This is a genomic window from Micromonospora matsumotoense, assembly GCF_050951065.1.
Classification (GTDB): Bacteria; Actinomycetota; Actinomycetes; order Mycobacteriales; family Micromonosporaceae; genus Micromonospora; species Micromonospora matsumotoensis.
On the sequence record NZ_CP192025.1, the window covers coordinates 2753803 to 2775544 of the forward strand.

The window sequence follows — 21742 nt, forward strand, 5'->3', positions numbered from 1 at the left end:
CGGTATCCAGCTGATCGAAGTCCCGGTCAGCCGTGCCGAGGACCCGCGAGCCCGGTCGTACATCATCGACCACGTGCGACCCGGTACGACGTTTCAGCGCCGGGTCGAGGTCCGCAACAGCTCGGAGAAGGATCAACACATCGAGCTGTACGCGGGCGCGGCCGCCATCGAGGGGAGCGCCTTCACCGCCTCCGACGGGCGCGCGGGCAACGAGCTCAGTGGCTGGGTGAGCCTGGAGTCGGCCAGCGTCGATCTGGCCCCGCAGGAGCGGACGGCGGTGAAAGCCACCGTCGCCGTACCGAAGGCCGCCTCGAAGGGCGAGCGGTACGGCGTCATCTGGGCACAGATCAGCAGACCGCCGACGCAGCAGGACAACGTCGGTCAGATCCACCGGGTCGGGATCCGGATGTACCTCGACATCGGCCCCGGTGGCGAACCACCGACCGACTTCCGGATCGACGGCCTGAAAACGGTGCCGGGAAGCGGCGAGCGGCCGATGGTCACCGCGCAGGTACACAACACGGGGGGCCGGGCCATCGACGTGGGCGGCACACTCACCTTGTCGAGTGGATCCGGCACGGTCAAGGCCGGGCCGTTTGCGGTCGGGACCGGTGTGACCATCCCGCCCGGCCAGTACGGTCAGGTCAGCGCGTTAGTGGACCAGCCGCTGGCCGGTGGCCGGTGGAACGCCCGGATGACGCTGTTCAGCGGCACGGTGGAGCGGACCGGTGAGGGACAGGTCATCCTGCCTGGTGCGGTCGCCGCACCGGTGAAGTCCGACGCATGGGGTCCGCTCGTACTCTCCCTTTCGGTTGGCGGCGCGGCCACGCTGGTGTTGGTGATCGCGGCGGTCGCCTGGTACCTCGTCCGTCGGGAGCGCAACCGTCTCCGGGGTGGTGCCCGCCCGGCCTGAGCCGGCCGGCGGTGCTCACACCCAACTGGCCAACGACGAAGTCCCTCTCGCCCGGATCCTGGAACAGGACCCGGGCGAGAACGTCGTGGCCGACCGGAGACATCCGGCAGGTCTCGCTCGGGTGGTCGTGCCCGGCACCCGCCCGGTCGGTCCTGCCGCCGGAGCTGGTGGCTGGTGCCGGCAGCGTGGAGGTACGGGGAGAGCCTGCCGGCGCTACAGCACCGAGTGCGTCACCACAGCGGTGTAGGTGCCGACCACCAGACCTGGCGGGAACGTCACCATCAGGGTCGGGTTCCATCCGACTGCGTTCGCGCCGGCCGCGCCGAACCATCGGGCGGCGGTCCGCGGTTCACCGAGTACGGCACCGGTCTGCGGTACGAAGGTGCCGTCCCCGGACGTCGCGATCGCCGGCCCGGACGAGTAACCGACGTTGTCGTTCGGGATGGTCTCGCCAGCGGAGCCCGAGCCGGTGGTGTAGTCCGTGACGGACACGGTCGCGATCCAGTTGCCGGAGGCCGGTCCACGGTCGTCGGTCACGATGACCGGGCCGAGCCGTCCGGATATCGCGGCGGCGTCCGAGCCGACGGTGCCCAGGTCGGCGGATTGCGGCACGGTGATCGAGAGGCCGAGGAGCGGATTGATCACCAGGGTGACCGGTTGGCTGGTGGTCTGCGCGAACGCGTCGGTGACCCGGATGGTGGAGGGGAAGCTGCCGGCGGTGGTGGGGGTGCCGGAGAGCAGGCCGGTGGTCGGGTTGAGGGTGAGTCCGGGCGGCAGGGTGCCGGCGCTGACCGCCCAGGTGAACGGGCCGGTCCCGCCGGTGACGGTGAGCTGGTAGGAGTAGGCGTCGTACGCCTTGCCCGGCGGAGGCGGGGGGAAAGTCAGGGTGGGTGCGGTGGCGATGGCGATGGTGACGGCCTGGGTGGCGGTCAGGGAGCTGGCGTCGGTGACGCGGATGGTGAAAGGGAAGCTGCCGGCGGTGGTGGGGGTGCCGGAGAGCAGGCCGGTGGTCGGGTTGAGGGTGAGTCCGGGCGGCAGGGTGCCGGCGCTGACCGCCCAGGTGAACGGGCCGGTCCCGCCGGTGACGGTGAGCTGGTAGGAGTAGGCGGCACCGATCTCACCGGGCGGTGGCGGAGGGAACGAGAGGCTCGGCGCGGCGTTGACGGTCACCGGGGCGGACTCGGCGGAGGCCGGGCCGGTGCCGGCGGCGTTGATCGCGGCGACCCGGAAGGTGTAGGTGACGCCGGCGGTCAACCCGGTGATGGTCTGGGTGGTGGGGGAGGCCGGAAAGGCCTGGGGCGTCTGGGCGACCCCGGCGACGTACGGCGTGACCATGTAACCCGTGATCGCCGAGCCCCCGTTGGCGGGAGCGGTCCAGCTGAGGACGGCGGATTCGCTGGCCGCGCTGACCGTCGTGATCGTCGGCGCGGACGGCACCGTGTACGGGATCACCGCCGTCGAGGCGGGGCTGTTCGGGCCGGTGCCGAGGGCGTTGACCGCCGCGACCCGGAAGGTGTAGGAGGCGCCGGCGGTCAGCCCGGTCAGGGTGCGGGTGGTGGTGGAGGCGTCGAAGGACTGCGTCGGCTGGGTGACGCCGTTGCGGGTCGGGGTGATGACGTACCCGGTGATGGGGCTGCCGTTGTCCGCCGGGGTGACCCAGGTCACTGTCGCACTGGTGATGCCGGCGGTGGCGGTGGGAGCGGCGGGTGCGGCCGGCGCGGAGGTGTAGACGTAGCTCGCCGAACCGGCGACTCCCCGGGTGACGACGGTGACCTTCACGGTCGCCGCGCTGGGCCGGGAGGGCATCGAGGAGATGCCGAGCGTGCCGTCGCCATTGACGGTGAAGCAGCCGGCGGCGGGACCGGCCGGGCAGGGCAGCAGGACCACCGGGGTGGCGGCCTGTTGTTCGGCGGTGGTGCCGATCTCGATCGCGGTCGCGCCGGCGAGGTTGGTGCCGCCGACGGTGACCGCGATGCCGCCGGCGATCGGGCTCGTCGCCGGGGTGACGGTGATGCCGCTGGGTGCGACGGGTGGGGCAACCGGCGTCGTGGACGGCGAGAAGTCCGGGTTCGCGTCGTTGGACGAGGCGGTCGCGGTCGTCGTGTTCTGGATCGTCGCCGGGGTGACCCCGGTGCCGGTGACGATCGCGACCACCGAGACCGGTGGCAGGGTGGTGCCGTTGGCGAACGGTCCGTTGCTGTTGGTGCAGGTGATGGCCTGACCGACGGGCGTACCGCAGACCCATCCGGTGCCAAAGGCCCCGACCGGTACGACGCCGGCGGGTAGGGTCTGGCTGACCGAGATCGGCGACGTCTCGTTCGCGCCGGGGTTGACCCCCGCGGTGATCGTGTAGTTGACCGGGTCGCCGGGCTGCGGCGACGGTCCGGTGTAGCTGGTCTGCGCCACGCTCAGGTCGGGCACCGGCAGGAAGCTGACCGCCACCACGTTGTCGACCTCGTGGAAGTCGGTCACCGACCCGGTCGATGCCACCACTCCGAAGGCCAGTTGTCTCGGGATGCCGTTCGCGTTCACCCAGTTCGGCGAGGGGTACAGCGATGGCGAAGCCGCCGGCAGCGGGCCGGCCAGGGTGGACGGCGCTCCTCCCACGGGGGTGAACCGGACCCGGTACTCGCCAGCGGGCACGGTGATCCCCGAGGCGGTGGTGAACGGTGAAGGGGTGCTGTTGATCACTATCTGGACCGGTACCACGGACGCCGCCCTGGTCGCGGCGCGCAGGGCCAGGGGCGGCGAGGTGCTGGTCGTCGCGGTGCTGTTGATCCCGCAGTAACCGACGCCGAGGCGGCCCGGCCCGCGAACGACCACCTGACCGGGGATCCGGGCCCCGATGTACGGCGGATTCGTGCAGCCCGAGCCCTGGTAGGTGCTGCTGCTGAAGTTGCCGAAGGTGTCAAACCCGATGCCGAGGTACCCGTTGGTCAGGCCGGCGGTTCCGCCGTTGAAGGCCGCCGAGTAGCCGAGTGAGCCGCCGCTCGGGCCGAGCACTGCGGGCGGCATCGGCGCGGTCGGATCGGCGGCGGCCAGCACGAAGGCCAGGCCGTCGGCGCCGGGGCTGTTGCCGCCGTACTGGTAGGTGTTGAAACTGATGTCCAGGCCCTGCGAGGTCGGCAGGGTTCCCGCGCCGAACACGCCGCCCAACTGCGCGGTCGTGTTGCTGGTCAGCCGGAGTTTGCCTGCACCGTTGGGGTCGGTGGAGGTGGGGCAGCTCAGCAGCGGCCCGACCGTGGAGTTGCCCGCCGCGGACAGGCAGGCGGAGTTGGTCCGGCTGGGGGGCGCGGCCGGCAGGAACAGGGTCGACGGAGCCACCGTGTTGTTGTGGAACGACTCGTTGTACAGCGTCGTGCCAACCGCCAGCGCCGGCCCGGCGGTCAGCACCAGCGCTCCGGTGGTGAGGAGGAGGGCGAGCGCACCGGCGAGTAGCGCGCGAGGACGACACCGAACAGCCATCATGGTCCACTTTCCTCTTTGTCGGTTTCTGTACCTTATCGGGCTATAAATCTCCTATGGGGCTATTGGGGTAACCGAGGTCCACCCGCCGGTGGACGCCGCGCCTGGCCCGGCTCGGTGCTGACGCACCGGTGACCACGCTCGGCCCGGCCGCCGCCCCGGCCGCGTCGCGGGCCTGGTCCGGATGGTCATCCGCTGTTCACGAGCTGGGAGGCGACCGCCCGGCGGGGAGGCGGTTGGCTGCAGATGAGGGCGGACGACCGGAGGTAGCGATGGGATCGTCACCGAGTGACACCGCACTGTTCGGGATCATCACTGTGGCGATCCTCGCTTCGGGCCTGGGGGTGTTCGCCGTGGGAACCCACTCCGTCGCCACCCGTCCGACGGTCAACCTGTGGGTGACCCGGATCGCCATCGCGGCGGGCACGGTGTTGTTCCTCGGGCTGATCCTGTGGGCCGGTCTGGGCGGCGACGGCGGCTGACTTCCGACCCGCCGCCGGGGCGGCTCACCGAGCAGGTGGCAACACTGCCTTGGCAGCGGCCAGCTCGCCGGCCAGCCCGAGGCCGAGGGCCTGGAAGTACGCCGGGCGGCGTCGGATCTCCGCCTGCTGGAGTGCCGTCTCGGCGGCGTACCACCGCGCCACGAGACCCGTCCGCTCCTTGCAGCGTACGTCCGCCACCGCCACCGCCCGTTCCGGTGCCGACGGTGGCGCGGTCTCCGTCGGCCACCAGGCGGTATCGGCCATTGCGGCGAAGGGGTCCGGATAGCTGAAGCCCAGCTCCCGCAGGCAGTCCCGCCAGTCCCCCAGCGCCTGCGCGACCTCCGGCCGGCCCCGGGCATCCGCCAGCGACCGCTGGCTCAGGCGCTCCACCAGGCCCTGGTCGACTTTCCGGTCCGGTTTCCGGGCCGGCCGGAGCCGGATGACCGCCTCCGCCGTGCAGCCCCCGGCACCGGAAAGCGCCGTCTTCTGGGTCTCGCTGAGCCCGCTGTCCCGGGCGTCGTACCGCTGCTCGACGTCGCGGGGGGTGAGCAGTCCCACCGGGACGTGATAGCCGAAGTGCTCGGCGATGCCCGGCTCGATCACGCCGTACCGCCGGCGGTTCCTCAGGTCCGCCAGGTCGGTGGGCCGCTCGATGATCTCCCACGCCTCGCCTCTGGCCGCCATGCACTCCCGCGTGAGCAGGTCCTGGGCGTTGGCGACGGTGTAGAGCCCGCTGAGCGAGAGCGTGTAGGCATCGAAGGGCAGGCGCAGGTCCTCGACCTGCTCGGTGGGCGGGAAGGGCTCGGCGCGCTCCTGCGGGCGCGGTGCGGGCGTCGCGCAACCGGCCAGCACCAGGGCCGCGACGAGGATGCGTGCCGTTCGGAATGTCATGTCTGCTCACTCCAGCGTTGCCGGGTGCCGGGACACCGAACTCCGGTGTCCCGGCACCCGTGGGTGCGCATCGGTGCGCCTGTCCGGCCGACGTCTCAGATGCGCTTCAGCGAGCTGGCCTTGTTGGAGAAGCCGTTGTTGCCGAAGTCCGAGTCGTAGGAGAAGGCGTTCGCCCGGTAGGTGCTGGAACCGCCGCAGCCGGGTAGGTCCCACAGCATCACGGCGTGGTTGCGGTAGTTTCGCATCGCGTTCGCGTCGTTGTTGATGCCACTTCCCAGGTCGGTGCAGCTGGAGCCGGGGGTGTAGCTGTACTCCGAACCCGCGTAGCCCGCGCTCTGGTAGAGGCAGAACCGGTCCGCGCCGCAGTCGGCGGCCGCGGGAGTCGCGGCGGCGCCGACGGACAGGGCGGACATGAGGGTGGTGGCGAGCACCGCCACGATCTTGTGCTTCACTGGATGTGTCTCCATTCTGGGGGTGTAGCTCGTCGGGCCTGCCGTGCCGTCGATCCATCCGGCGCGCTTCGCTCCCTCCGCGTCGCCTGCCAGACTCTGGTGTCGATCGATGCCGGCGGCCTTCCGACCAAGCATGCGGACCCGGGGTTGCCACCGGCGTTGCCGTCGGCGTTGCCGCCGTCGCGGTCCGGGTGGTCGCGCCGCGCGGCGGGTGGGCCGCTGTCCGGTGTGGTCATACGGGTAGACGGCCCCCCCGGCAACGGCGGATTCTGCGAGCTATGGCTGCTGACATCCGACTGCTGGGACGCCTCGATCTGGTGCACGGCGGGCACCCGGTGCGATTCGGCCGTCGTCGGGAACGGTGCCTGCTGGGGCTGCTGCTGCTGGAAGCCGGTCGGTCGGTGCCCGTCGACCGCCTGGTGGACCTGCTCTGGGACGGTGGACCCGCCGCCTCGGCCCGCGCCAGCCTGCGCAGTAACGTGGCGCGGCTGCGCGCCGACCTCAGGCACGGTGGCGTGGCACCGTCGGAGCTGCGGCTGCGCGGCGGGGACGGCGGGTACCGCGCGGACGTGGACCCCTGGCTCGTCGACGCGCATCGGTTCCGGATCCTGGTCGGCCGGGCGGGTCGGCTCACCGAGCCCGGTGCCCGAGCCGAAGTGCTGCGCGACGCCCTGGCGATGTGGCGAGGCGCCGTCCTGGAGGCGGACGCCTCCGACCGGCTCCGGGAGCGGATCGGGGCCGAGCTGACCGAGCTGCGGATCACCGCGACCGAGCAGATGATCGACGCCGAGTTCGACTGCGGGCGGGCCCGCCAACTGGTCGGTGAGCTGGCCGTGCTGGCCGCCGAGCATCCGCAGCGGGAACGCCTCACCGCCCAGTTCATGCTGGCCCTGCACCAGGCGGGACGCCAGGCCGACGCGCTACGGGTCTACCGTCGGTTCCGGCAGCGGCTCGTCGACGACCTGGGAGTCGACCCGGGCAGCGATCTGCGGGACGTGCACACGGCGATACTGCGCGGCGTCGACCTGCCGGGTGGGGTGGCGCCGCGGCGGGCGGTCCAGGTGCCCGCCCAGCTACCGGCCGAGGTGTCGGGCTTCGTCGGCCGCCGCCGCGAGCTGGCGACGCTGGACGATCTGGTGGCCACCGGTGACCGTTCCGGCGAGTCGGTCATCGTGGCCCTGACCGGCACGGCGGGGGTGGGCAAGACGGCCCTCGCCGTGCACTGGGCCCACCGGGCCGCCGCCCGCTTCCCCGACGGGCAGCTCTACGTCAACCTGCGGGGTTTCGATTCCGGCTGCCGGCTGGGCCAGGCCGAGGCGGTGCGCAACGCCCTCGACGCCCTCGGCGTCACGGCCGCCCGGATCCCGCCCACGGTGGACGCGCAGGCGGCGCTCTACCGGCGTCTGTTGGCTGGCAAACACGTCCTGGTGCTGGTGGACAATGCCCGCGACGCCGACCACGCCCGGCCGCTGCTGCCGGGCACGCCCACCGCGATGGCCGTGGTGACCAGCCGTGACCAGCTCACCGCGCTGGTGTCGGGGGACGCGGCCCATCCGCTTACCCTCGACGTGCTCTCCCTCCATGAGTCCAGGCAATTGCTGGTCAACCGGGTGCCCGCCCTGCTGACCACCGCCGAACCCGAGGCGGCCGACGTGATCATCGGAGCCTGTGCCCGGCTGCCGCTCGCGTTGGTCGTCACCGCTGCCCGGGCCCGGCAGACCGGCTTCTCCCTGAACAGCCTGACCACCGAGTTCGCCAGTGCGGGCCGCCTGGACGCCCTCGACGCGGGCGATCCGGCCGGCCCCGTCCGGGCGGTGTTCTCCTGGTCGTACCGGACCCTCGCCCCAGCCGCCGCGAGGCTGTTCCGCCTGCTCGGGCGACACCCCGGCACGGACTTCTCGGTGTCGACGGCGGCCAGCCTCGCCGCCCGGCCGCTGCCCGAGACCCACCGGCTGCTGGCCGAACTCACCCAGGCCAACCTGCTTGCCGAGCGCAGCCCGGGTCGCTACCACACCTACGCGTTGCTCGGCGCGTTCGCCGCCGAGCAGAGTTGACCGGCGAACCTCGGCCCGTACGCCCCCGACGCGGTGCCGGTCGGCTCCACCGGTGGCCCGCTCGACGCCGTCCACCGCTGGGGGTGGACGCGCCTCCACTCAGCAGGCGGTGCGCGACGAGCACCCAGAGCGCCGAGTCCACTCGTGGCGGCTTCAGTTCGCTGGTAGATCCTTCGGCGGTCGAGGCCGGGTTGGCAGCGCGAGGGTCGCATACCGCTCCGGCCCGGTCGGCACCGGACGTCGGGCGAAGCCGGTCGCTGGCCCGGGATCGCCGGGCGGGGAACTGTCCGGTCTGGAGCAGTTCCCCGCCGGATCGTCATGTGGCGGCGCGCTGCACCGCCGTGGCGGGGTTGCCGTCCACCGCCGCGGTGAGTTGCGGAACGAGCCTGTCCAGCAGGAACGGCAGGCTCAGCGGGGTGATGAACGAGGTCGCGGCCCCGACCAGTTCCTCGTTCTCCAGGTAGATGTCGCGACCCTCGGTCTTGACCTTCAACCTGCTGTAGAGCGGGTCGGCCTGCACCTTCGCCCGGTCGGTGTCGTAGCTGTCGACCAACCAGATCAGCACGCCGGTGTCGAGCATGTCGGTGCGCTCTCGGCTCAGGTTCGCGCCGAACTCCTTGCCGGTCACCTCGGCCAGCCCGGGCGGCAGCTTCGAGTCCAGGTCGTCGCGCTCGGCCACGCAGGGTGGCGGTGGACGATCCTGGGGACTCTGGTGATCAGCCTGCGCGGCGGTAATGCACGGCCACTACACCATTGCGGAGCGGCTTCGCCGAGAGCAGTTCGAGTCGGCGTGTGCCGGGCAGCCCGCCCTGGTAGAGCGTCGGGCCGTGACCGGCGATCCGGGGATGGACGAGCATCCTGTACTCGTCGATCAGGTCCAGCCGGTCCAGCTCGGTCGCGAGGTTGCCGCTGCCGAGGAGGACCCCGGCCGGAGTTGCGTCCTTGAGCTTCTGCACGCCCTCGCGCAGGTCGCCGGCGATGTGGTGGCTGTTGGTCCACGGGAAGTCCGTACGCGTCGACGACACCACGTACTTGGGTTTGGCCTCCAGCTTGGCCGCCCATTCCTTCATCGCCGGCGGCACCTCCTGGTCACCGCGGGCGACGGCCGGCCAGGCGCTCTCCATCATCTCGTAGGTGACCCGACCCCACAGCATCGCCCCGGCCTCGTCCATGAGCCGGGTGAAGAAGGCGTGCGTCTCATCGTCGACGACCCCCTCCTGGTGGTCGACGCAGCCGTCCAGGGTGATGTTGAGGCCGAAGGTGAGCAGTCCCATGGCCGGCGAGTCTAATCGCCACTGACGTGGCTCTCCGGGCGCGACATGCAATTCGAGAACAGCGCCGGAGGTGATGACAAGAGTCGTCAATCGACGAGGTGCTGTGTGCTGCGGGAATGAGACAAGCCCGACTGCCTCGCAACTGCCCTGATCGAACAGACGGTTCGCGCGGCCCTCAACTACGAATACCACGTGGTCTTGGATGGGATCGTACGCCCCACCGGTGTCGGCAGGTGCTCACCGCATGGCGCGACAGCCGTCGCGGGCGCGACGCTGCTGGTCCATCTCGATGCGTCCCCGAGGCCAAGCGTCGGCACGGGACGCGCCCACAGGCCCATGACCTCACTGTGGTGCCCGATCCGGCCCCGGCGGGTACGAGGTGGGTAGCGCCCCGTTCGCGGCAGACCGGTGCCCTTCCCTGACCAGGTCTTCGATGGTGTCGGCCAGGTCGGAGACTCTCCGACGTCCGTCGAGTTCGATGGTGGCTCCCCGTCTGAGCAGTGGTTCGACGGTCTGGACGTAATGCGCGATCTCCGCCTGCTGTTCGGGAGTTCTTCCATAGGGGTTCGTTCGGCCGGTGACTCGGTGGAGAAGAACCTCCAACGGTGCGCTGAGCAGAACGACGTGGTGGAAGCGGTGGTAGAAGCGGACCTGGTTCTCCACCGTCCCGGACACGATCAGATCGCGGTACCGGTCAAGCAACCGGCTCATCCGCGGCTCGTCCCAGGTCCCGTCGGGCAGTTCCCACCCGCCGTAGTCCGTATCGACAGTGCGGAAACCCCGCAGGCGAAGCGCGTCGAGGACCGTGGTCTTGCCCGCGCCCGACATGCCGGTCACCAGTACCCGCGCCACGTCCGTACGATAGCGGGCAGCGCGACCGACGACAGGAGCTTCATCGCGATCCACCGTGGCGACACGGGTCGCATGACATGCGGCCACGCCTTAACGCGCAGACGGGGGCGGCGGTAAGCGCGTTGCTGACCGAGCCGACGAAGGCTCGCCGGGGACGCGGCATCGCCACCGAAAGCGGCGGCCACCTCGCCCGATCGGTGGATCCCCGTCACCAACGCCGCGACCTCCGGCACCGCCGACGGCTACCAACAGCCGGGCAGCTACGCGGCATCGCACCTGGCCCCGGCCGGGGCCGCAGCCCGGCACGTGGACGAGTTGGCGGATCGGCGTCTCCCAGGGTGGTCGCGTAGGTGGTGTCGACCGGTGGATAGCTGTGGTCACCGAGGGAGCCGCGGATCGGGGTCATCTGGTGGCCGGGGTGCAGCTCGCGCACGAGGTCGCGGACCCCGGTTGAGTCCGACTGAATCCGGCCCGTAAAGCAGGGCGCAGGGTCGGCCTACGGTAGGTACGGCCACCATCATTGAGGCGTCGAATGCGTCTTGACCTCGGCCACGACCGAGGCGGGAACGGTCGGTTCGGCGGCACGAGTAGCGGGCGTTGTCCGGCAGGCGTGCACGTAGGTGATGCCTCGTGGAGCTGCGGACGAGTGGGATGTTTGCCCGGTCCGGACGGGATGCGACGCTGAAGGCATGGTCTCCCGATCGACGTGCACGTGGGCAGCTTCGGGCTGCCCGGCGGCTGCCTGGCCGTGGATGCGTCGGTGTCTCTGACGACCGTGACAGAGTGGTGGAGTGTCAGGGGACCGGCTGCACCCTGCGGCAGGTCGATGACACCCACGTCCGGGCGGAGATCGGGTTTCTCGGCTCGTCCGCCCCGAACGCTCGCCGGTTCCTGGATCGGCGTGACGTCCGCCCGCCGGTGACACCCGGATGAGCCTGCTGTCGGCGTTCGTACCGATCTGGATTCTCACCGTGGTCGGCTATGCGGCCTGTCGTTGGGGTCTGTTGGGCGAGGCGGGGGCGGCGGTGCTCGGCCGGTTCGTGTTCCAGCTGGCGATGCCGGCCGCACTGTTCCTGGCACTGTCCCGGATGCCGCTGTCCGGGTTCGCCGCCCGCCCGCTGCTCGCCTTCGCGGCGAGCACCGCTGCGGTGGTCGGGTTCGGGTGGTTCGGTGCAAGCCGGCTGTTCGGCCGCGCGCCCGGCGAGCGGCCGATCTGGGCCATGGCCGCCGGGTACGTCAACTCGGCGAACCTCGGCATCCCCATCGCCACCCAGGTACTCGGCGACGTGGCGTTCCTGGCGCAGGTGGTGTTGCTGCAGGTACTGGTGGTGGCACCCGTGATCCTGCTCGCCCTGGACAGGCAGAGCGATCCGGTCGGGCGGGTGCGGGCCCGTCGTATCGCCTCGCTGCCGGTACGTAACCCGGTGATCCTGGCGTCGCTGCTCGGTGTCGCCTGCTCCGCTGCGGGCCTGCGGTTGCCGTCGGCGGCCGATGCGACGCTGACCCTGCTGTCGGGCGCTGCGGTTCCGGCCGCGCTGGTGGCGCTCGGTGCGTCGCTGCACCGCACGTCGCCGTCGCGGGACGACCGGGCCGCGCCGGTGGAGTTGGTGGTGATCACGGCGCTGAAGCTCGTCGTGCAGCCGGGCGTCGCGTACGCGGTGGGGTTGGCCCTGCAGCTGCCTGCGCCGCAGTTGCTCGCGGTGGTGGTGTGCGCGGGCCTGCCGACGGCGCAGAACACGTTCATCTTCGGCCAGGAGTACGGTGTCGGTGAGGCGGTGACCAGCCGGGCGGTGGTGCTGACCACGACGCTGTCGCTGGCCACCTTGGCTGCGGCGGCGGCCCTGCTGAGGTAGGTCGGTCCGTCAGTGGACGCGTCCCGCAACCATGGTGAGTGACATCGACCGTGGCGCTGGCGGTCAGGCCCTCGATCGTCGCCTGGGAGGGCGGCCCCGGCAGCCGGCCGGTGTGGTCCGGACACGCTGACCGCCTCTCTGTTCGGCACGACCTGACGGTCGGCCTGCCCCGGTACCTTCACCGTGACATCCGGTCTGCGGCCGAATGCGTACGCCGGGTGGGTGGACCCACGATGATGGTTGCGTGAGGTCGATGGGGAGACTTTCTTCTCCGCGCGAACGCGTTCGGTGACACCGACTACACCTTGCCCAGTGGGCCGAACTCCGGCTACGGCTTCGGCGTCAGCCCGACGGCGAACCTGTCGCCTGACGAGCACACCACGAACATCCGTGGCTTCCTGGACACCGTCGACCGCGGCACCGGATGCATCGAAGACGACCGAGCGTCAGGGTCGTTCGATGTTCCAGCCCGCCGGGCAGGCGTGTCGGGTTCGTCCTCCGTGCCGGGCGCCGACCGGATATCCGACGGCGAATTCGAGGACGTCACGAAAAGGTGGAAGCAACGATTGCTGACGCTGGAGACAACCGCGCCCATCGCGTTCCGGCGGCAGAACCTCGGCGACTACGAGATCCCGTCACTACGATTGAAGGAGGGCTTGGAGGCTCCCGGCCGCAGGGGTTTCACCCTGCACGTGCGAGATTGACGGCCCGTGCCGATGCGACCCACCGCCGATGACGTCGGTAGGGCAGACGCCTGCCTGTGCCGCTGGGACCCCAGCCGGACACCGTGCCCGAGCGGAAGAGCCGCCGTTACCGTTGACCGGTGACCGGCAACCTTGAGACGTTCCAGGACGAGCTGGCCGCCAGTGGATTTCCGCCGCTGGTCAACCAGCTGGCCGGGACCGGCTTCCGAGGCCGGGTCGCCACCTGCGACCTCGGGCCGCTGCGGCTGGTATCCCTCGACACGCCCGAGAGCTCCTGTATCGGGCGGGAGCGCGACGCCTCCGACGGCGAGAACCTCGCGGTCAAGGTGATGACCCGGGGTCGGACGCGGATCGACCAGGGGCGCGGCACCGCCGAACTTGGGCCGGGCGACCTGGTGCTGCTCGATCCCACGCGTACGCTCCGGTTCGAGAGCACCGCCTCGGCGCACGTCACCATCCTGGTTCCGCGCCGGGAGCTTCGGATCCGGCCCGCGCAGATCGACCGGCTCATCGGCGTACGCATCGATGGCAGCCACGGTCCGGGTGCTCTCGTCTCCGTGCTGGCCCGGGAGTCGGCGCGGTCGGCGACGGAGTTCCGTGAGGCGGCGGCGCTGCGGTCGGCGGCGGCCGTCATCGAGCTGATCGCGGTCGCACTGGAGGCCCGGCTGGGTGACGAGCAGCCGGCCCCGGACGAGTCGTTGCGGAACCGGATCGCCGGCTACATCGAGGCCCGGCTGGCCGATCCCGATCTGTCCCCGCCAGGTATCGCCGCCGCTCACCACATCTCCGTACGCCGGCTGCACAAGCTGTTCGAGGACCAGCCGCTCACTGTCGCGGCCCTGATCCGCCATCGCCGCCTGGAGCGCTGCCGGGCCGAGCTGACCGGGAGCGGACGTACGGTCACCGCCGTGGCCGCCCGGTGGGGATTCTCCGATCCCACCCACTTCAGCAAGCTGTTCAAGACGACCTACGGCTACAACGCCCGTGCACTGGTTGCCAGCAACCGTGCGCAGACGACCAAGACGCGCACGACCGGCCCGGAACAGGATGGTGGTCACCAAGGCAGGCCATAGGAATGGGAGAAGTCGTGGCGAAGGTCAACATCGTCCGCCCCGGTGAGGGCGAGATCCTCGGCAGCGGGGCGCAGCAGATCCGCATCCTGGAAAACGGCGAGCACACCGACCATCGGCTGGGGTTCGCCGAGGTCACCATTCCGCCGGGCACCCCGAGCCCGTTGCCGCATCGCCACGCCCAGCATGACGAGGGCTTCTACGTGCTGGCGGGAACGTTCCGGTTCACCGTCGGCGAGGAGCAGTACGACGCCGGGCCGGGCACCTGGGTCATCGTGCCGACCGGAGCGCCGCACACGTTCGCCAACGTCGGCAACGAGAACGCGGTCATGCTGAACACGTTCACGCCGGACCTGTACGTGCAGTACTTCCGTGACTTCAAGGCCATGATCGACTCCGGGCAGCCGGTCAACGCCGAGACCATGAAACCGCTGTGGAAGAACTACGCCACCGAGATCTCGAACGAGTACGCCTCGTGAAGCGCCGTCAGTACGACCGCCACGGCGGACCGGAGGTGATGCGGCTCGCGGAGTGCGAGCCAGCGCGCCAGGCTTGCTCTTCTTGGCCTCGGCCGGGACCCTGCGCCTGCCCATCGCCGTAGCAGCGGGCCGTTCAACCTCACCAACGTCGCCGGCCGCCTCGTACTCGGCAACTGGTAGACACTGACCTGGCCTGCCCCGGGACGGCCTTCGCGTCGCCACGCGGAGGCCGCACCGGAGCCAGCCCCGAAACCCCCGCTGCTGCGCCAGGTCGATCAGCAGCACGGCGACCCGGGCGTGGAGCCGGTCGACCCCAGTGGAGAGAGGCGAGGATGAGATCCCGGGTGGCGTGGACCGTGGGGGAGTAGCTGGCCGGGCCCCGGCCGATGCGTTCCGCGCCCGCGCGCATGACACCGGAGAGCAACTCCACCGCGAGGTGCACGTCGCCGACATCGCGGAACCTGCCACGTTCGATGCCGTCGCGTACGACGGTTTCGACCTCGACGACTATCGCGTGGAACGGACTGTCCGGCGGGTCTCGCCGCAGAACAACAGTCGGTTGAGTGGATCACTGATCACCAGGACTTTCATCGTGTTCAGCCGGGCTTTGCCAGACACGAACCGGTCCTGGCCCGTTTGGCCCGCGACCGGATGGCGCACCCGCACTCGGTGGCGTCCGTCAACGCCTGGGGGTGGTGTCGGAGGTGGGCCACCATGTCGGAGAGGGTCGGGAGCCGGAGGCCGTCGCATAGCCGGCAGCCGCGATCGGCCAGCAGCGGGCTGATCTCGGCGATGCTGCGGCTGACCGTTGAGCGGTGCACCCCGATCCAGGTCGCGATTCCGTCGTGGGTGAGCCCGTGACGGAGATGGACCAGCGTGGCCAGCAGTCGATCCACGAACCCGAACCGGTGCCTGGCACCTGCTCCGATCCGGCGACGGCGTGTCCGCGAGGCGAGCCGGTCACGGTGCCGTGTCTGCCACCGACCACGACCCGCAGACCCGCGCGATCCAGCCGGTCACCGCCGACCATCGCCTGCAGCAGCCGCAGCGCCTGGCTTGCCTGGCCCGCCACCAGGGCGTCGTAGTCGTCGATGAGCAGGATCCGGACCGGACGGTACGGGGCCGGCTCGGCGGCCGAACCGGGCAGGGTGGCGGCGAGCAGCCGTTCGAGGGACACCAGTGGTTCGTCGCCACCGCTGGCGACCGACCCGTCGGCATACAGGCGGGCCCAGTCGATCCGCGCCTCGGGGGCCGCTGTCAGATTCGCGGTGACCGTGGCGAGCACGAAGTCGTCGAGGATCGCCACCTTCTCCGACGTGGCCTCGCCGGTGAGCGCGAGCACCGGCGGCACCTTGCCGATCGGCTCGTTCCACCACTGCCGCAGCTGGGTACGCTCGGGCGAGGACACGGCCGACAGCGCCGAGTAGATCACTACCGGATCCTCACGGGCTCAGTTCTCGATGCGGTCGGCGCGGACCACGACGATGTCACCGGTGGCCCGCCCGATCGTCTCGTCGATCACCAGGTCGCCCTTGAGTACGCCCACGTCGACGGTCCGAGCGCTGCCCACAGTTCGTCGATGCGCAGGGTGATGCGTACGCCGGAGGACTCCCGCCGCTCGCCCCGGAAGGTGATGCGCTGACCGAGAGCGGCTTCCAGGGCCACTCTGAGCTGGTCGATCCGGACCAGGGCCGCCCGGTCGGTCACCTCGACCGGATCGATGCCCTGCGCGTAGCCGGCCGTCTGCGCCCAGGCGTCGCGCAACGCGGGCTCGACCTGCGCCAGGCGGGCGTCGTCCAGGGCGGGATCGACCAACTGGCCGTCGAACACCGCCGCCGGTAGCTCGATCGCGACCGGCTCCCGGGTCGGGTCCGCGTCCCGCCGTTCGCGGCGCCGCCGGAGCAACTCGCCCGCCTGGTCGTAGAGAAAGCGGGCCCCTCGGTGAGCAGAGCCCCACCCACCAGGGCAAGCGTTACCGGCTCAGTCACGGAACCGCTCTCCGGAAGACACCCGTCGGCCACCCACACAGGACAGTGAGGCTAGGCGTCGACACGGAGAGCCACCGGCATTCGGTCGCCTTTCCGACTCCGGTCGCCGTTGGGTGTGCCCAGGCGCGGTGAGGGGGACGGATGCCGATCATGGGTGGACAGAGCGCGGCCGGGGCCCGGCGTGGTGCCGACGTCGCTCAGCAGCCGACCGCTGCCGCCACCGCTTCCCCCAGGATGCCGAGGCCCTCGGACAGCTCCTCGTCGGTCGATGTCAGGGACGGCATGAGCTTCACCACCTCGTCGACGGAGCCGGCTGTCTCCACCAGCAGCCCACGGGAGAACGCCTCCCGGGCCACCTGGCCCGCCGTGTGCGGCTCCCGGAAGGTCAGACCCCACACCAGGCCCCGGCCACGTGACGCCGCCATCTGCGCCGGGTACCGCCCGGCGAACTCCGTCAGGTGCTCATCGAACAGGATGTCCCGTTCCGCTGTCTGCTTCTCCAGCCTGCTGTCGGTCCAGAACTCCTTCAGGGCGGCGGTCGCGGTGACGAAGGCGGGGTTGTTGCCGCGGAAGGTCCCGTTGTGTTCGCCGGGCTGCCACACGTCGAGTTCGGTGCGGAAGAGAGTGAGGGACATCGGCAGGCCGTATCCGCTGATGGACTTGGAGAGGCAGACGATGTCGGGGGTGATGCCGGCGTGCTCGAAGCTGAAGAACGGACCGGTGCGGCCACAGCCCATCTGGATGTCATCGACTATCAGCAGGATCTCGCGACGGGCACACAGCTCGGCGAGATCGGCGAGCCAGGTGGCGCGGGCCGGGTTGACACCGCCCTCACCCTGCACGGTTTCCACGATGACAGCGGCCGGCAGGTCCATTCCGCTGCTGCTGTCGGCGAGCATGGTGTCGAGCAGGGTGAGCCCGGACACCCGGCCGTCGGCGAAGCCGTCGTACGGGATGCGCCAGGTATGTCCGAGCGGGACACCGGCGCCGGCGCGCACGGCGGCGTTTCCGGTGACGGCCAGTGCGCCGAGCGACATGCCGTGGAAGGCGCTGGTGAAGGCCACGACGGTGTGGCGTCCGGTCACCTTGCGGGCAAGCTTGAGGGCGGCCTCGACACTGTTGGCTCCGGTGGGCCCGGGGAACTGCACCCGGTAGTCCAAACGGCGCGGGCCGAGTACCCGCGCGGCGAACTCGGTGAGGAAGTCCTGCTTGGCGGCGGTCAGCATGTCGAGACTGTGGGTGACCCCGTCCTGCTCGAGGTAGTCCAGCAGGGCCCGCTTGAGCACCGGGTGGTTGTGGCCGTAGTTGAGGGCACCGGCACCGGCGAAGAAGTCGAGGTAGCTGCGGCCGTCGCGGGCGAACAGCCGACTGCCCCGCCCGTGGTCGAACACGACCGGCCAGTTCCGGCAGTAGCTACGGACCTCGGACTCGATTGTCGGGGCGATCATGATGTCTCCTCGGAGTTGGCGCTGCCCGTCCACCACGGTCTCGTCAGTCCCTCAGGCCTGCGCCATCTGCTCACGCAGGCTCCGCGGCCGCATGTCCGACCAGACCACCGCGATGTGATCCAGGCACTCCTGCTTCGACCCGGACGTCCCTTCGGCGGTCCAGCCCGGCGGCAGCTCCCGGTCGGCCCACCAGATCGAGTACTGCTCCTCGTCGTTGCGTACGACGCGGTAGACACCGTCGTCAGTCATGGCCCCTCCGGCTGGTCGGGTTATCCGAGTAGGTGGGCCCGATCCTGCCGGGCAAACCCGCACCGTCCATAGAGACGAACGCGCAGACGCGTCGTGCGGTCCCGTCCCTGTTCGGCGGTCCCCTGCGTCGCGCAGGCTCTGGTCACGGCGAACCGCCAACCGGAAGGGGGCTCGACATGGCCGAGCGACGCCACCTGATCTCTATTGACGACCTCTCGGACGACGAGCTGCGCTGGATCGTCGAGCGCGGCGTCGAGTACTCCCGTGGTACCGGGGGAGCCACCCAGCCGCTGTCCGGGACGGTCGTCGGCGTGCTGTTCCGTAAGACGTCCACCCGGACCCGGACCGCGTTCTCCGCCGGTGCGCTGCGGCTGGGCGCCGGACTCGTCACCTACGGCCCCGCCGACCTGCAGCTGGCCACCGGCGAGTCCGTCGAGGACACCGGAGCGGTGCTGTCCGGCATGCTCGACGTCCTGGTCGCCCGTACCGCCGGGCCGGAGGCCGAACTGCGGGCGTATGCCGGCCAGAAGCAGATGTCGGTGATCAACGCGATGAGCGCGGTCGAACACCCGACGCAGGCCCTCGCCGACCTCACCACGATCGTCCAGCACTTCGGTCGGGTGGAGGGCGTACGGGTGCTGTACGTGGGGGAGGGGAACAACACCGCCTCCGCGCTGACGCTCGCCCTGTCCCGCTACCCCGGCACCGAGTTGCACCTGCGTACCCCGGCCGGGTACGGCGTCGAACAGAGGTACCTCGATCAGGCGGCGGCGTCCGCCCGGCGCAGCGGCGCGCGCGTCGAACAGCGGCACGACCTGTCCGGCCTGCCGCCGGTCGACGTCGTCTACACCACCCGTTGGCAGACCACGGGATCGACGAAGCCGACGCCCCACTGGCGTTCCGAATTCGCCCCGTTCCAGGTCAACGAGGCGTTGATGGCGGCCGCCCCGGACGCGGTGTTCATGCACGACCTGCCGGCACACCGGGGCGAGGAGGTGACCGCGGCGGTACTCGACGGCCCCAGGAGCATCGCCTTCACGCAGGCCGAGAACAAGTACCACAGCGCCCGGGCGGTCCTGGAGTGGTGTGTCGCCAGCCGGCCGAGCGGCGGAGCGGGGCGGTGACCACCTTTCTCGACGACATCTCCACCCACGCCGCGACCCGGCCCGCCGCACCGGCGATCGTCACCCCGGACAGCGTCGTGTGCTACGGGGATTTCGCCGCCCGCACCGATCGGCTGGCCCGCGCGCTGGTCGCCCGGGGCGTCGGACCGGAGCAGGTGTGTGCGGTCCTGGTCGACCGGAGCCCCGAGGCCGTCATCGCGATGGCGGCCGTGCTCCGGGCCGGCGGTGCCTTCCTCACCCTCAACACCGAGCTGCCCGACCAGCGGCTGGCGGCCATGGTCCGCACGGCGCAGGCCAGCATCCTGGTCACCACTGCGTCCCGGGCCGGGCGGCCCGGCCTCCCCGTCGACGGCCCGACCGTGTTCGTCGACGCGCCTGACGTACCGGCCACCCTGCGACCGTTGGCGCCCCGTTCGCTCGCCTACGTGAGTCACACCTCCGGCTCCTCCGGACCGCCGAACGCGGTACTGCTGGAGCACCGCGGCGTCACCAACTACCTGCGGTTCATCGTCGACGACTACGGACTCGGCCCGGACACCGTGGTGCTGCAACTCGCGCCGTTCGGATACGACGCCTCGATCCGCGACACGTTCGCCCCGCTCGTCGCCGGCGGGCAGGTGGTCCTGGTGCCGCGCTCCACTCTGCTGCGGGCCGGTGAGTTCGTCGCGGCCGTGCGGGAGTGGGGGGTGAACACGATCCTCTCGGCCACCCCGACGTTCCTGACGTCGCTGCGGCACAGCGAGCTGCCCGACCTGCGATTGACCGTGTCCAGCGGCGAGTCGCTGCGGCCGTTCCTCATCGCCGGCGGCCGGGACGGCGTGCGCGGACGGATGATCAACCAGTACGGTCCGACCGAGGCCACGATGACCTCGACCCGCTTCGACGTGCCACCGGTCCCCGACACCACTGTCGACCTGATCGGGACACCGATCGACGGCGTCGACGTGCACCTGCTCGACGACGCTCTGCGCACCGTGCCCGACGGCGACGTCGGCGAGGTGTACATAGGTGGCTGTGGTGTCGGACGCGGGTACGGCGGCCTGCCGGCGTTGACCGCGGACCGGTTCGTGCCGGACCCCCACGGTGCGCCGGGCGCGCGCCTGTACCGCACCGGGGACCTGGCGCGCAGGTCGCCCGACGGCGACCTCGTGTACCTCGGACGAATCGACAGGCAGATCAAGGTCCGTGGATACCGGGTCGACCCTGCCGAGGTCGAGGGCGCCCTGCTGGCACACCCCGCCGTTGCTGGTGCGCAGGTCACCGCGGGGACCGACGTCGACGGCCGGGTCTTCCTGATCGCCCAGGTCGCCGGCGCGGCGGCGCAGGTGACGGACTCGGCACTGCGGACACATCTCGCGCAGACGCTGCCCCGCCACATGATCCCGCGACGATTCGCCCGGATCGACCGGCTACCCACCACCGTCAGTGGCAAGACCGACCGCCGGGCGATCACCGCGGACGGACCATGAGGACGACGGGTGTCGGGCCCACGCTCGCTGACGTGCGGACGGCTGCCGCGCGGATCACGGGCCTGGTGGACCGCACGCCGCTGCTGGCCCTCGATTCGCGGGTGCTGCTCAAGGCCGAGCATCGCCAGCGCGGCGGGTCGTTCAAGGTCCGGGGCGCGGCGAACGCGATGCTCGCACGGTATGCGGGCGAGGTGGTCGCTGGTTCGTCAGGTAACCACGGCATCGCCGTCGCCATGCTCGGCGCCGCGCTGGGCATCAGGGTGACCATCGTGATGGCCGCCGGTGCCAGCGACGGCAAGGCACAGGTGATCCGTTCGTTCGGCGCCGGTGTGGTGCAGGTGGCCGGTGGGGTGGCCGAGCGTGACCGCCGGGCCGAGGACATCGCCGCGGCGACCGGAGCGGTCCTCGTGCCGTCCTCCGACCACGAACTGGTGGTGGCCGGGGCCGGCACCGTCGGGCTCGAGGTGTTCGAGGAGGTGCCGACCGTGTCGACGATCTTCGTACCGGCCGGCGGTGGAGGCCTGCTGGCCGGCGTGTGCGTCGCCGCGTCGGCGCTGTCCCGGCCGGTGCGGGTCGTCGGGGTGGAGCCGATGTCCGCCCGCCGGTACGCCGTGTCGGTAGCCCGGGGTGCGCCGACGGAGTTGCCCCCGTCCATGACGATCGCCGACGGCCTCCGGGGGCAACGACCCGGTGCGGTTCCCTGGCCGATCATCCGGCACCGGGTCGACGACCTGATCGGCGTGACCGACGACGCGATCATCCACGCCCTGGGCATCCTCCGCCGTGCCGGTGTCAGCGCGGAGCCGAGCGGCGCGGTGGCACTGGCCGGCGCGCTACGGCGCGGATCCGCCGGCCGCGCGGTGGTCATCGTGTCCGGTGGAAACGGCGTGGCCGGCGACGGCAGCACCAGCACGACAGAAGAACCTCCGGCAGAACTGCTGCCGGCGTCAACCGGTGAGTCTGCATGTTCTTCCC

General features: G+C 70.9%; 19 protein-coding genes and 2 pseudogenes. 11 read left to right on the plus strand and 10 right to left on the minus strand.

The annotated features are described in order from the left end of the window. Positions 1 to 73 precede the first annotated feature (73 nt). On the plus strand, positions 74 to 913 hold the full coding sequence (locus tag ACQP1S_RS12160; protein WP_432906289.1) for a hypothetical protein: 840 nt from the start codon (positions 74 to 76) through the stop codon (positions 911 to 913). A gap of 213 nt (positions 914 to 1126) precedes the next feature. Here the strand turns inward: ACQP1S_RS12160 and ACQP1S_RS12165 are convergent, their stop codons facing one another. Beyond that, positions 1127 to 4381: a fibronectin type III domain-containing protein gene (locus ACQP1S_RS12165; protein ID WP_432906292.1), complete on the minus strand. Its 3255-nt coding sequence runs from the start codon at positions 4379 to 4381 to the stop codon at positions 1127 to 1129. A 269-nt stretch (positions 4382 to 4650) separates the two neighbouring features. Here ACQP1S_RS12165 and ACQP1S_RS12170 point away from each other — a divergent pair, with 269 nt between their 5' ends. Next, a complete protein-coding gene (locus ACQP1S_RS12170) occupies positions 4651 to 4860 on the plus strand; it encodes a hypothetical protein (RefSeq protein WP_091254702.1) in 210 nt (69 codons plus the stop codon). A gap of 24 nt (positions 4861 to 4884) precedes the next feature. Here ACQP1S_RS12170 and ACQP1S_RS12175 read toward each other — a convergent pair whose 3' ends face one another. Together ACQP1S_RS12175 and ACQP1S_RS12180 are read right to left on the minus strand one after the other, a co-directional pair. Then, positions 4885 to 5751 (minus strand): hypothetical protein, encoded by an 867-nt coding sequence (locus tag ACQP1S_RS12175; protein WP_432906295.1) that lies wholly within the window; start codon positions 5749 to 5751, stop codon positions 4885 to 4887. Positions 5752 to 5846: 95 nt separating this feature from the next. Next, complete coding sequence (locus tag ACQP1S_RS12180; RefSeq protein WP_432906297.1) at positions 5847 to 6218, minus strand: peptidase inhibitor family I36 protein; 372 nt, start codon at positions 6216 to 6218, stop codon at positions 5847 to 5849. 263 nt (positions 6219 to 6481) lie between these two features. Here ACQP1S_RS12180 and ACQP1S_RS12185 point away from each other — a divergent pair, with 263 nt between their 5' ends. Continuing rightward, positions 6482 to 8257, plus strand: a complete 1776-nt coding sequence (locus ACQP1S_RS12185) for a BTAD domain-containing putative transcriptional regulator (protein ID WP_432906300.1) — start codon at positions 6482 to 6484, stop codon at positions 8255 to 8257. A gap of 316 nt (positions 8258 to 8573) precedes the next feature. Here ACQP1S_RS12185 and ACQP1S_RS12190 read toward each other — a convergent pair whose 3' ends face one another. The 3 genes from ACQP1S_RS12190 to ACQP1S_RS12200 all read right to left on the minus strand — a co-directional run bounded on the left by ACQP1S_RS12190 (position 8574) and on the right by ACQP1S_RS12200 (position 10383). Continuing rightward, positions 8574 to 8936 carry a hypothetical protein gene (locus ACQP1S_RS12190; protein ID WP_176739029.1) on the minus strand — a complete coding sequence of 121 codons (363 nt, stop codon included), beginning with the start codon at positions 8934 to 8936 and terminating at the stop codon, positions 8574 to 8576. A 37-nt stretch (positions 8937 to 8973) separates the two neighbouring features. Further along, positions 8974 to 9531: a dihydrofolate reductase family protein gene (locus tag ACQP1S_RS12195; protein ID WP_432906304.1), complete on the minus strand. Its 558-nt coding sequence runs from the start codon at positions 9529 to 9531 to the stop codon at positions 8974 to 8976. Between the two features lie 342 nt (positions 9532 to 9873). Then, complete coding sequence (locus ACQP1S_RS12200) at positions 9874 to 10383, minus strand: AAA family ATPase (protein WP_091247375.1); 510 nt, start codon at positions 10381 to 10383, stop codon at positions 9874 to 9876. 929 nt (positions 10384 to 11312) lie between these two features. Here ACQP1S_RS12200 and ACQP1S_RS12205 point away from each other — a divergent pair. The 4 genes and pseudogenes from ACQP1S_RS12205 to ACQP1S_RS12220 all read left to right on the plus strand — a co-directional run bounded on the left by ACQP1S_RS12205 (position 11313) and on the right by ACQP1S_RS12220 (position 14489). Beyond that, on the plus strand, positions 11313 to 12236 hold the full coding sequence (locus ACQP1S_RS12205; protein ID WP_432906307.1) for an AEC family transporter: 924 nt from the start codon (positions 11313 to 11315) through the stop codon (positions 12234 to 12236). Positions 12237 to 12742: 506 nt separating this feature from the next. After that, a pseudogene (locus ACQP1S_RS12210) lies at positions 12743 to 12940 on the plus strand (NAD(P)H-dependent oxidoreductase); the annotation flags it as partial. Between the two features lie 119 nt (positions 12941 to 13059). Continuing rightward, positions 13060 to 14013, plus strand: a complete 954-nt coding sequence (locus ACQP1S_RS12215; RefSeq protein ID WP_432906310.1) for a helix-turn-helix domain-containing protein — start codon at positions 13060 to 13062, stop codon at positions 14011 to 14013. Positions 14014 to 14027: 14 nt separating this feature from the next. Then, positions 14028 to 14489: a cupin domain-containing protein gene (locus ACQP1S_RS12220; protein WP_432906313.1), complete on the plus strand. Its 462-nt coding sequence runs from the start codon at positions 14028 to 14030 to the stop codon at positions 14487 to 14489. 596 nt (positions 14490 to 15085) lie between these two features. On the opposite strand, the gene ACQP1S_RS12225 is transcribed toward ACQP1S_RS12220, so the two are convergent. Further along, the gene (locus tag ACQP1S_RS12225; protein ID WP_432906316.1) at positions 15086 to 15385 is read right to left on the minus strand and encodes a helix-turn-helix domain-containing protein; all 300 of its coding nucleotides are present in this window, start codon (positions 15383 to 15385) and stop codon (positions 15086 to 15088) included. Positions 15386 to 15757: 372 nt separating this feature from the next. Here ACQP1S_RS12225 and ACQP1S_RS12230 point away from each other — a divergent pair, with 372 nt between their 5' ends. Beyond that, positions 15758 to 15916, plus strand: coding sequence for a hypothetical protein (locus ACQP1S_RS12230; RefSeq protein ID WP_432906319.1), 159 nt, complete (start codon positions 15758 to 15760; stop codon positions 15914 to 15916). 91 nt (positions 15917 to 16007) lie between these two features. On the opposite strand, the gene ACQP1S_RS12235 is transcribed toward ACQP1S_RS12230, so the two are convergent. The 3 genes from ACQP1S_RS12235 to ACQP1S_RS12245 all read right to left on the minus strand — a co-directional run bounded on the left by ACQP1S_RS12235 (position 16008) and on the right by ACQP1S_RS12245 (position 18174). After that, the gene (locus tag ACQP1S_RS12235) at positions 16008 to 16394 is read right to left on the minus strand and encodes a hypothetical protein (protein ID WP_432906321.1); all 387 of its coding nucleotides are present in this window, start codon (positions 16392 to 16394) and stop codon (positions 16008 to 16010) included. A gap of 280 nt (positions 16395 to 16674) precedes the next feature. Further along, positions 16675 to 17925 carry a diaminobutyrate--2-oxoglutarate transaminase gene (ectB, locus tag ACQP1S_RS12240; RefSeq protein WP_432906324.1) on the minus strand — a complete coding sequence of 417 codons (1251 nt, stop codon included), beginning with the start codon at positions 17923 to 17925 and terminating at the stop codon, positions 16675 to 16677. A 51-nt stretch (positions 17926 to 17976) separates the two neighbouring features. Beyond that, positions 17977 to 18174 carry an MbtH family protein gene (locus tag ACQP1S_RS12245; protein ID WP_302738941.1) on the minus strand — a complete coding sequence of 66 codons (198 nt, stop codon included), beginning with the start codon at positions 18172 to 18174 and terminating at the stop codon, positions 17977 to 17979. 176 nt (positions 18175 to 18350) lie between these two features. Between ACQP1S_RS12245 and ACQP1S_RS12250 the strand changes: the two genes are divergently transcribed. From ACQP1S_RS12250 to ACQP1S_RS12260, 3 genes and pseudogenes are all read left to right on the plus strand, one after another. Continuing rightward, positions 18351 to 19298 carry an ornithine carbamoyltransferase gene (locus ACQP1S_RS12250; protein ID WP_432906327.1) on the plus strand — a complete coding sequence of 316 codons (948 nt, stop codon included), beginning with the start codon at positions 18351 to 18353 and terminating at the stop codon, positions 19296 to 19298. Next, positions 19295 to 20767, plus strand: a complete 1473-nt coding sequence (locus ACQP1S_RS12255) for an amino acid adenylation domain-containing protein (protein WP_432906330.1) — start codon at positions 19295 to 19297, stop codon at positions 20765 to 20767. The genes ACQP1S_RS12250 and ACQP1S_RS12255 overlap by 4 nt, the downstream gene beginning before the upstream one ends. Continuing rightward, positions 20764 to 21651, plus strand: a pseudogene (locus tag ACQP1S_RS12260) (threonine ammonia-lyase); the annotation flags it as partial. The gene ACQP1S_RS12255 and the pseudogene ACQP1S_RS12260, both read left to right, overlap by 4 nt. Between the last annotated feature and the right edge of the window lie 91 nt (positions 21652 to 21742).

Bases quoted from the DNA above. Each gene is read 5' to 3' on its own strand.
- ACQP1S_RS12165 (WP_432906292.1), bottom strand. From the start codon at position 4,381: ATGATGGCTGTTCGGTGTCGTCCTCGCGCGCTACTCGCCGGTGCGCTC.
- ACQP1S_RS12170 (WP_091254702.1), top strand. From the start codon at position 4,651: ATGGGATCGTCACCGAGTGACACCGCACTGTTCGGGATCATCACTGTG.
- ACQP1S_RS12175 (WP_432906295.1), bottom strand. From the start codon at position 5,751: ATGACATTCCGAACGGCACGCATCCTCGTCGCGGCCCTGGTGCTGGCC.
- ACQP1S_RS12180 (WP_432906297.1), bottom strand. From the start codon at position 6,218: ATGGAGACACATCCAGTGAAGCACAAGATCGTGGCGGTGCTCGCCACC.
- ACQP1S_RS12185 (WP_432906300.1), top strand. From the start codon at position 6,482: ATGGCTGCTGACATCCGACTGCTGGGACGCCTCGATCTGGTGCACGGC.
- ACQP1S_RS12195 (WP_432906304.1), bottom strand. From the start codon at position 9,531: ATGGGACTGCTCACCTTCGGCCTCAACATCACCCTGGACGGCTGCGTC.
- ACQP1S_RS12205 (WP_432906307.1), top strand. From the start codon at position 11,313: ATGAGCCTGCTGTCGGCGTTCGTACCGATCTGGATTCTCACCGTGGTC.
- ectB (WP_432906324.1), bottom strand. From the start codon at position 17,925: ATGATCGCCCCGACAATCGAGTCCGAGGTCCGTAGCTACTGCCGGAAC.
- ACQP1S_RS12245 (WP_302738941.1), bottom strand. From the start codon at position 18,174: ATGACTGACGACGGTGTCTACCGCGTCGTACGCAACGACGAGGAGCAG.
- ACQP1S_RS12250 (WP_432906327.1), top strand. From the start codon at position 18,351: ATGGCCGAGCGACGCCACCTGATCTCTATTGACGACCTCTCGGACGAC.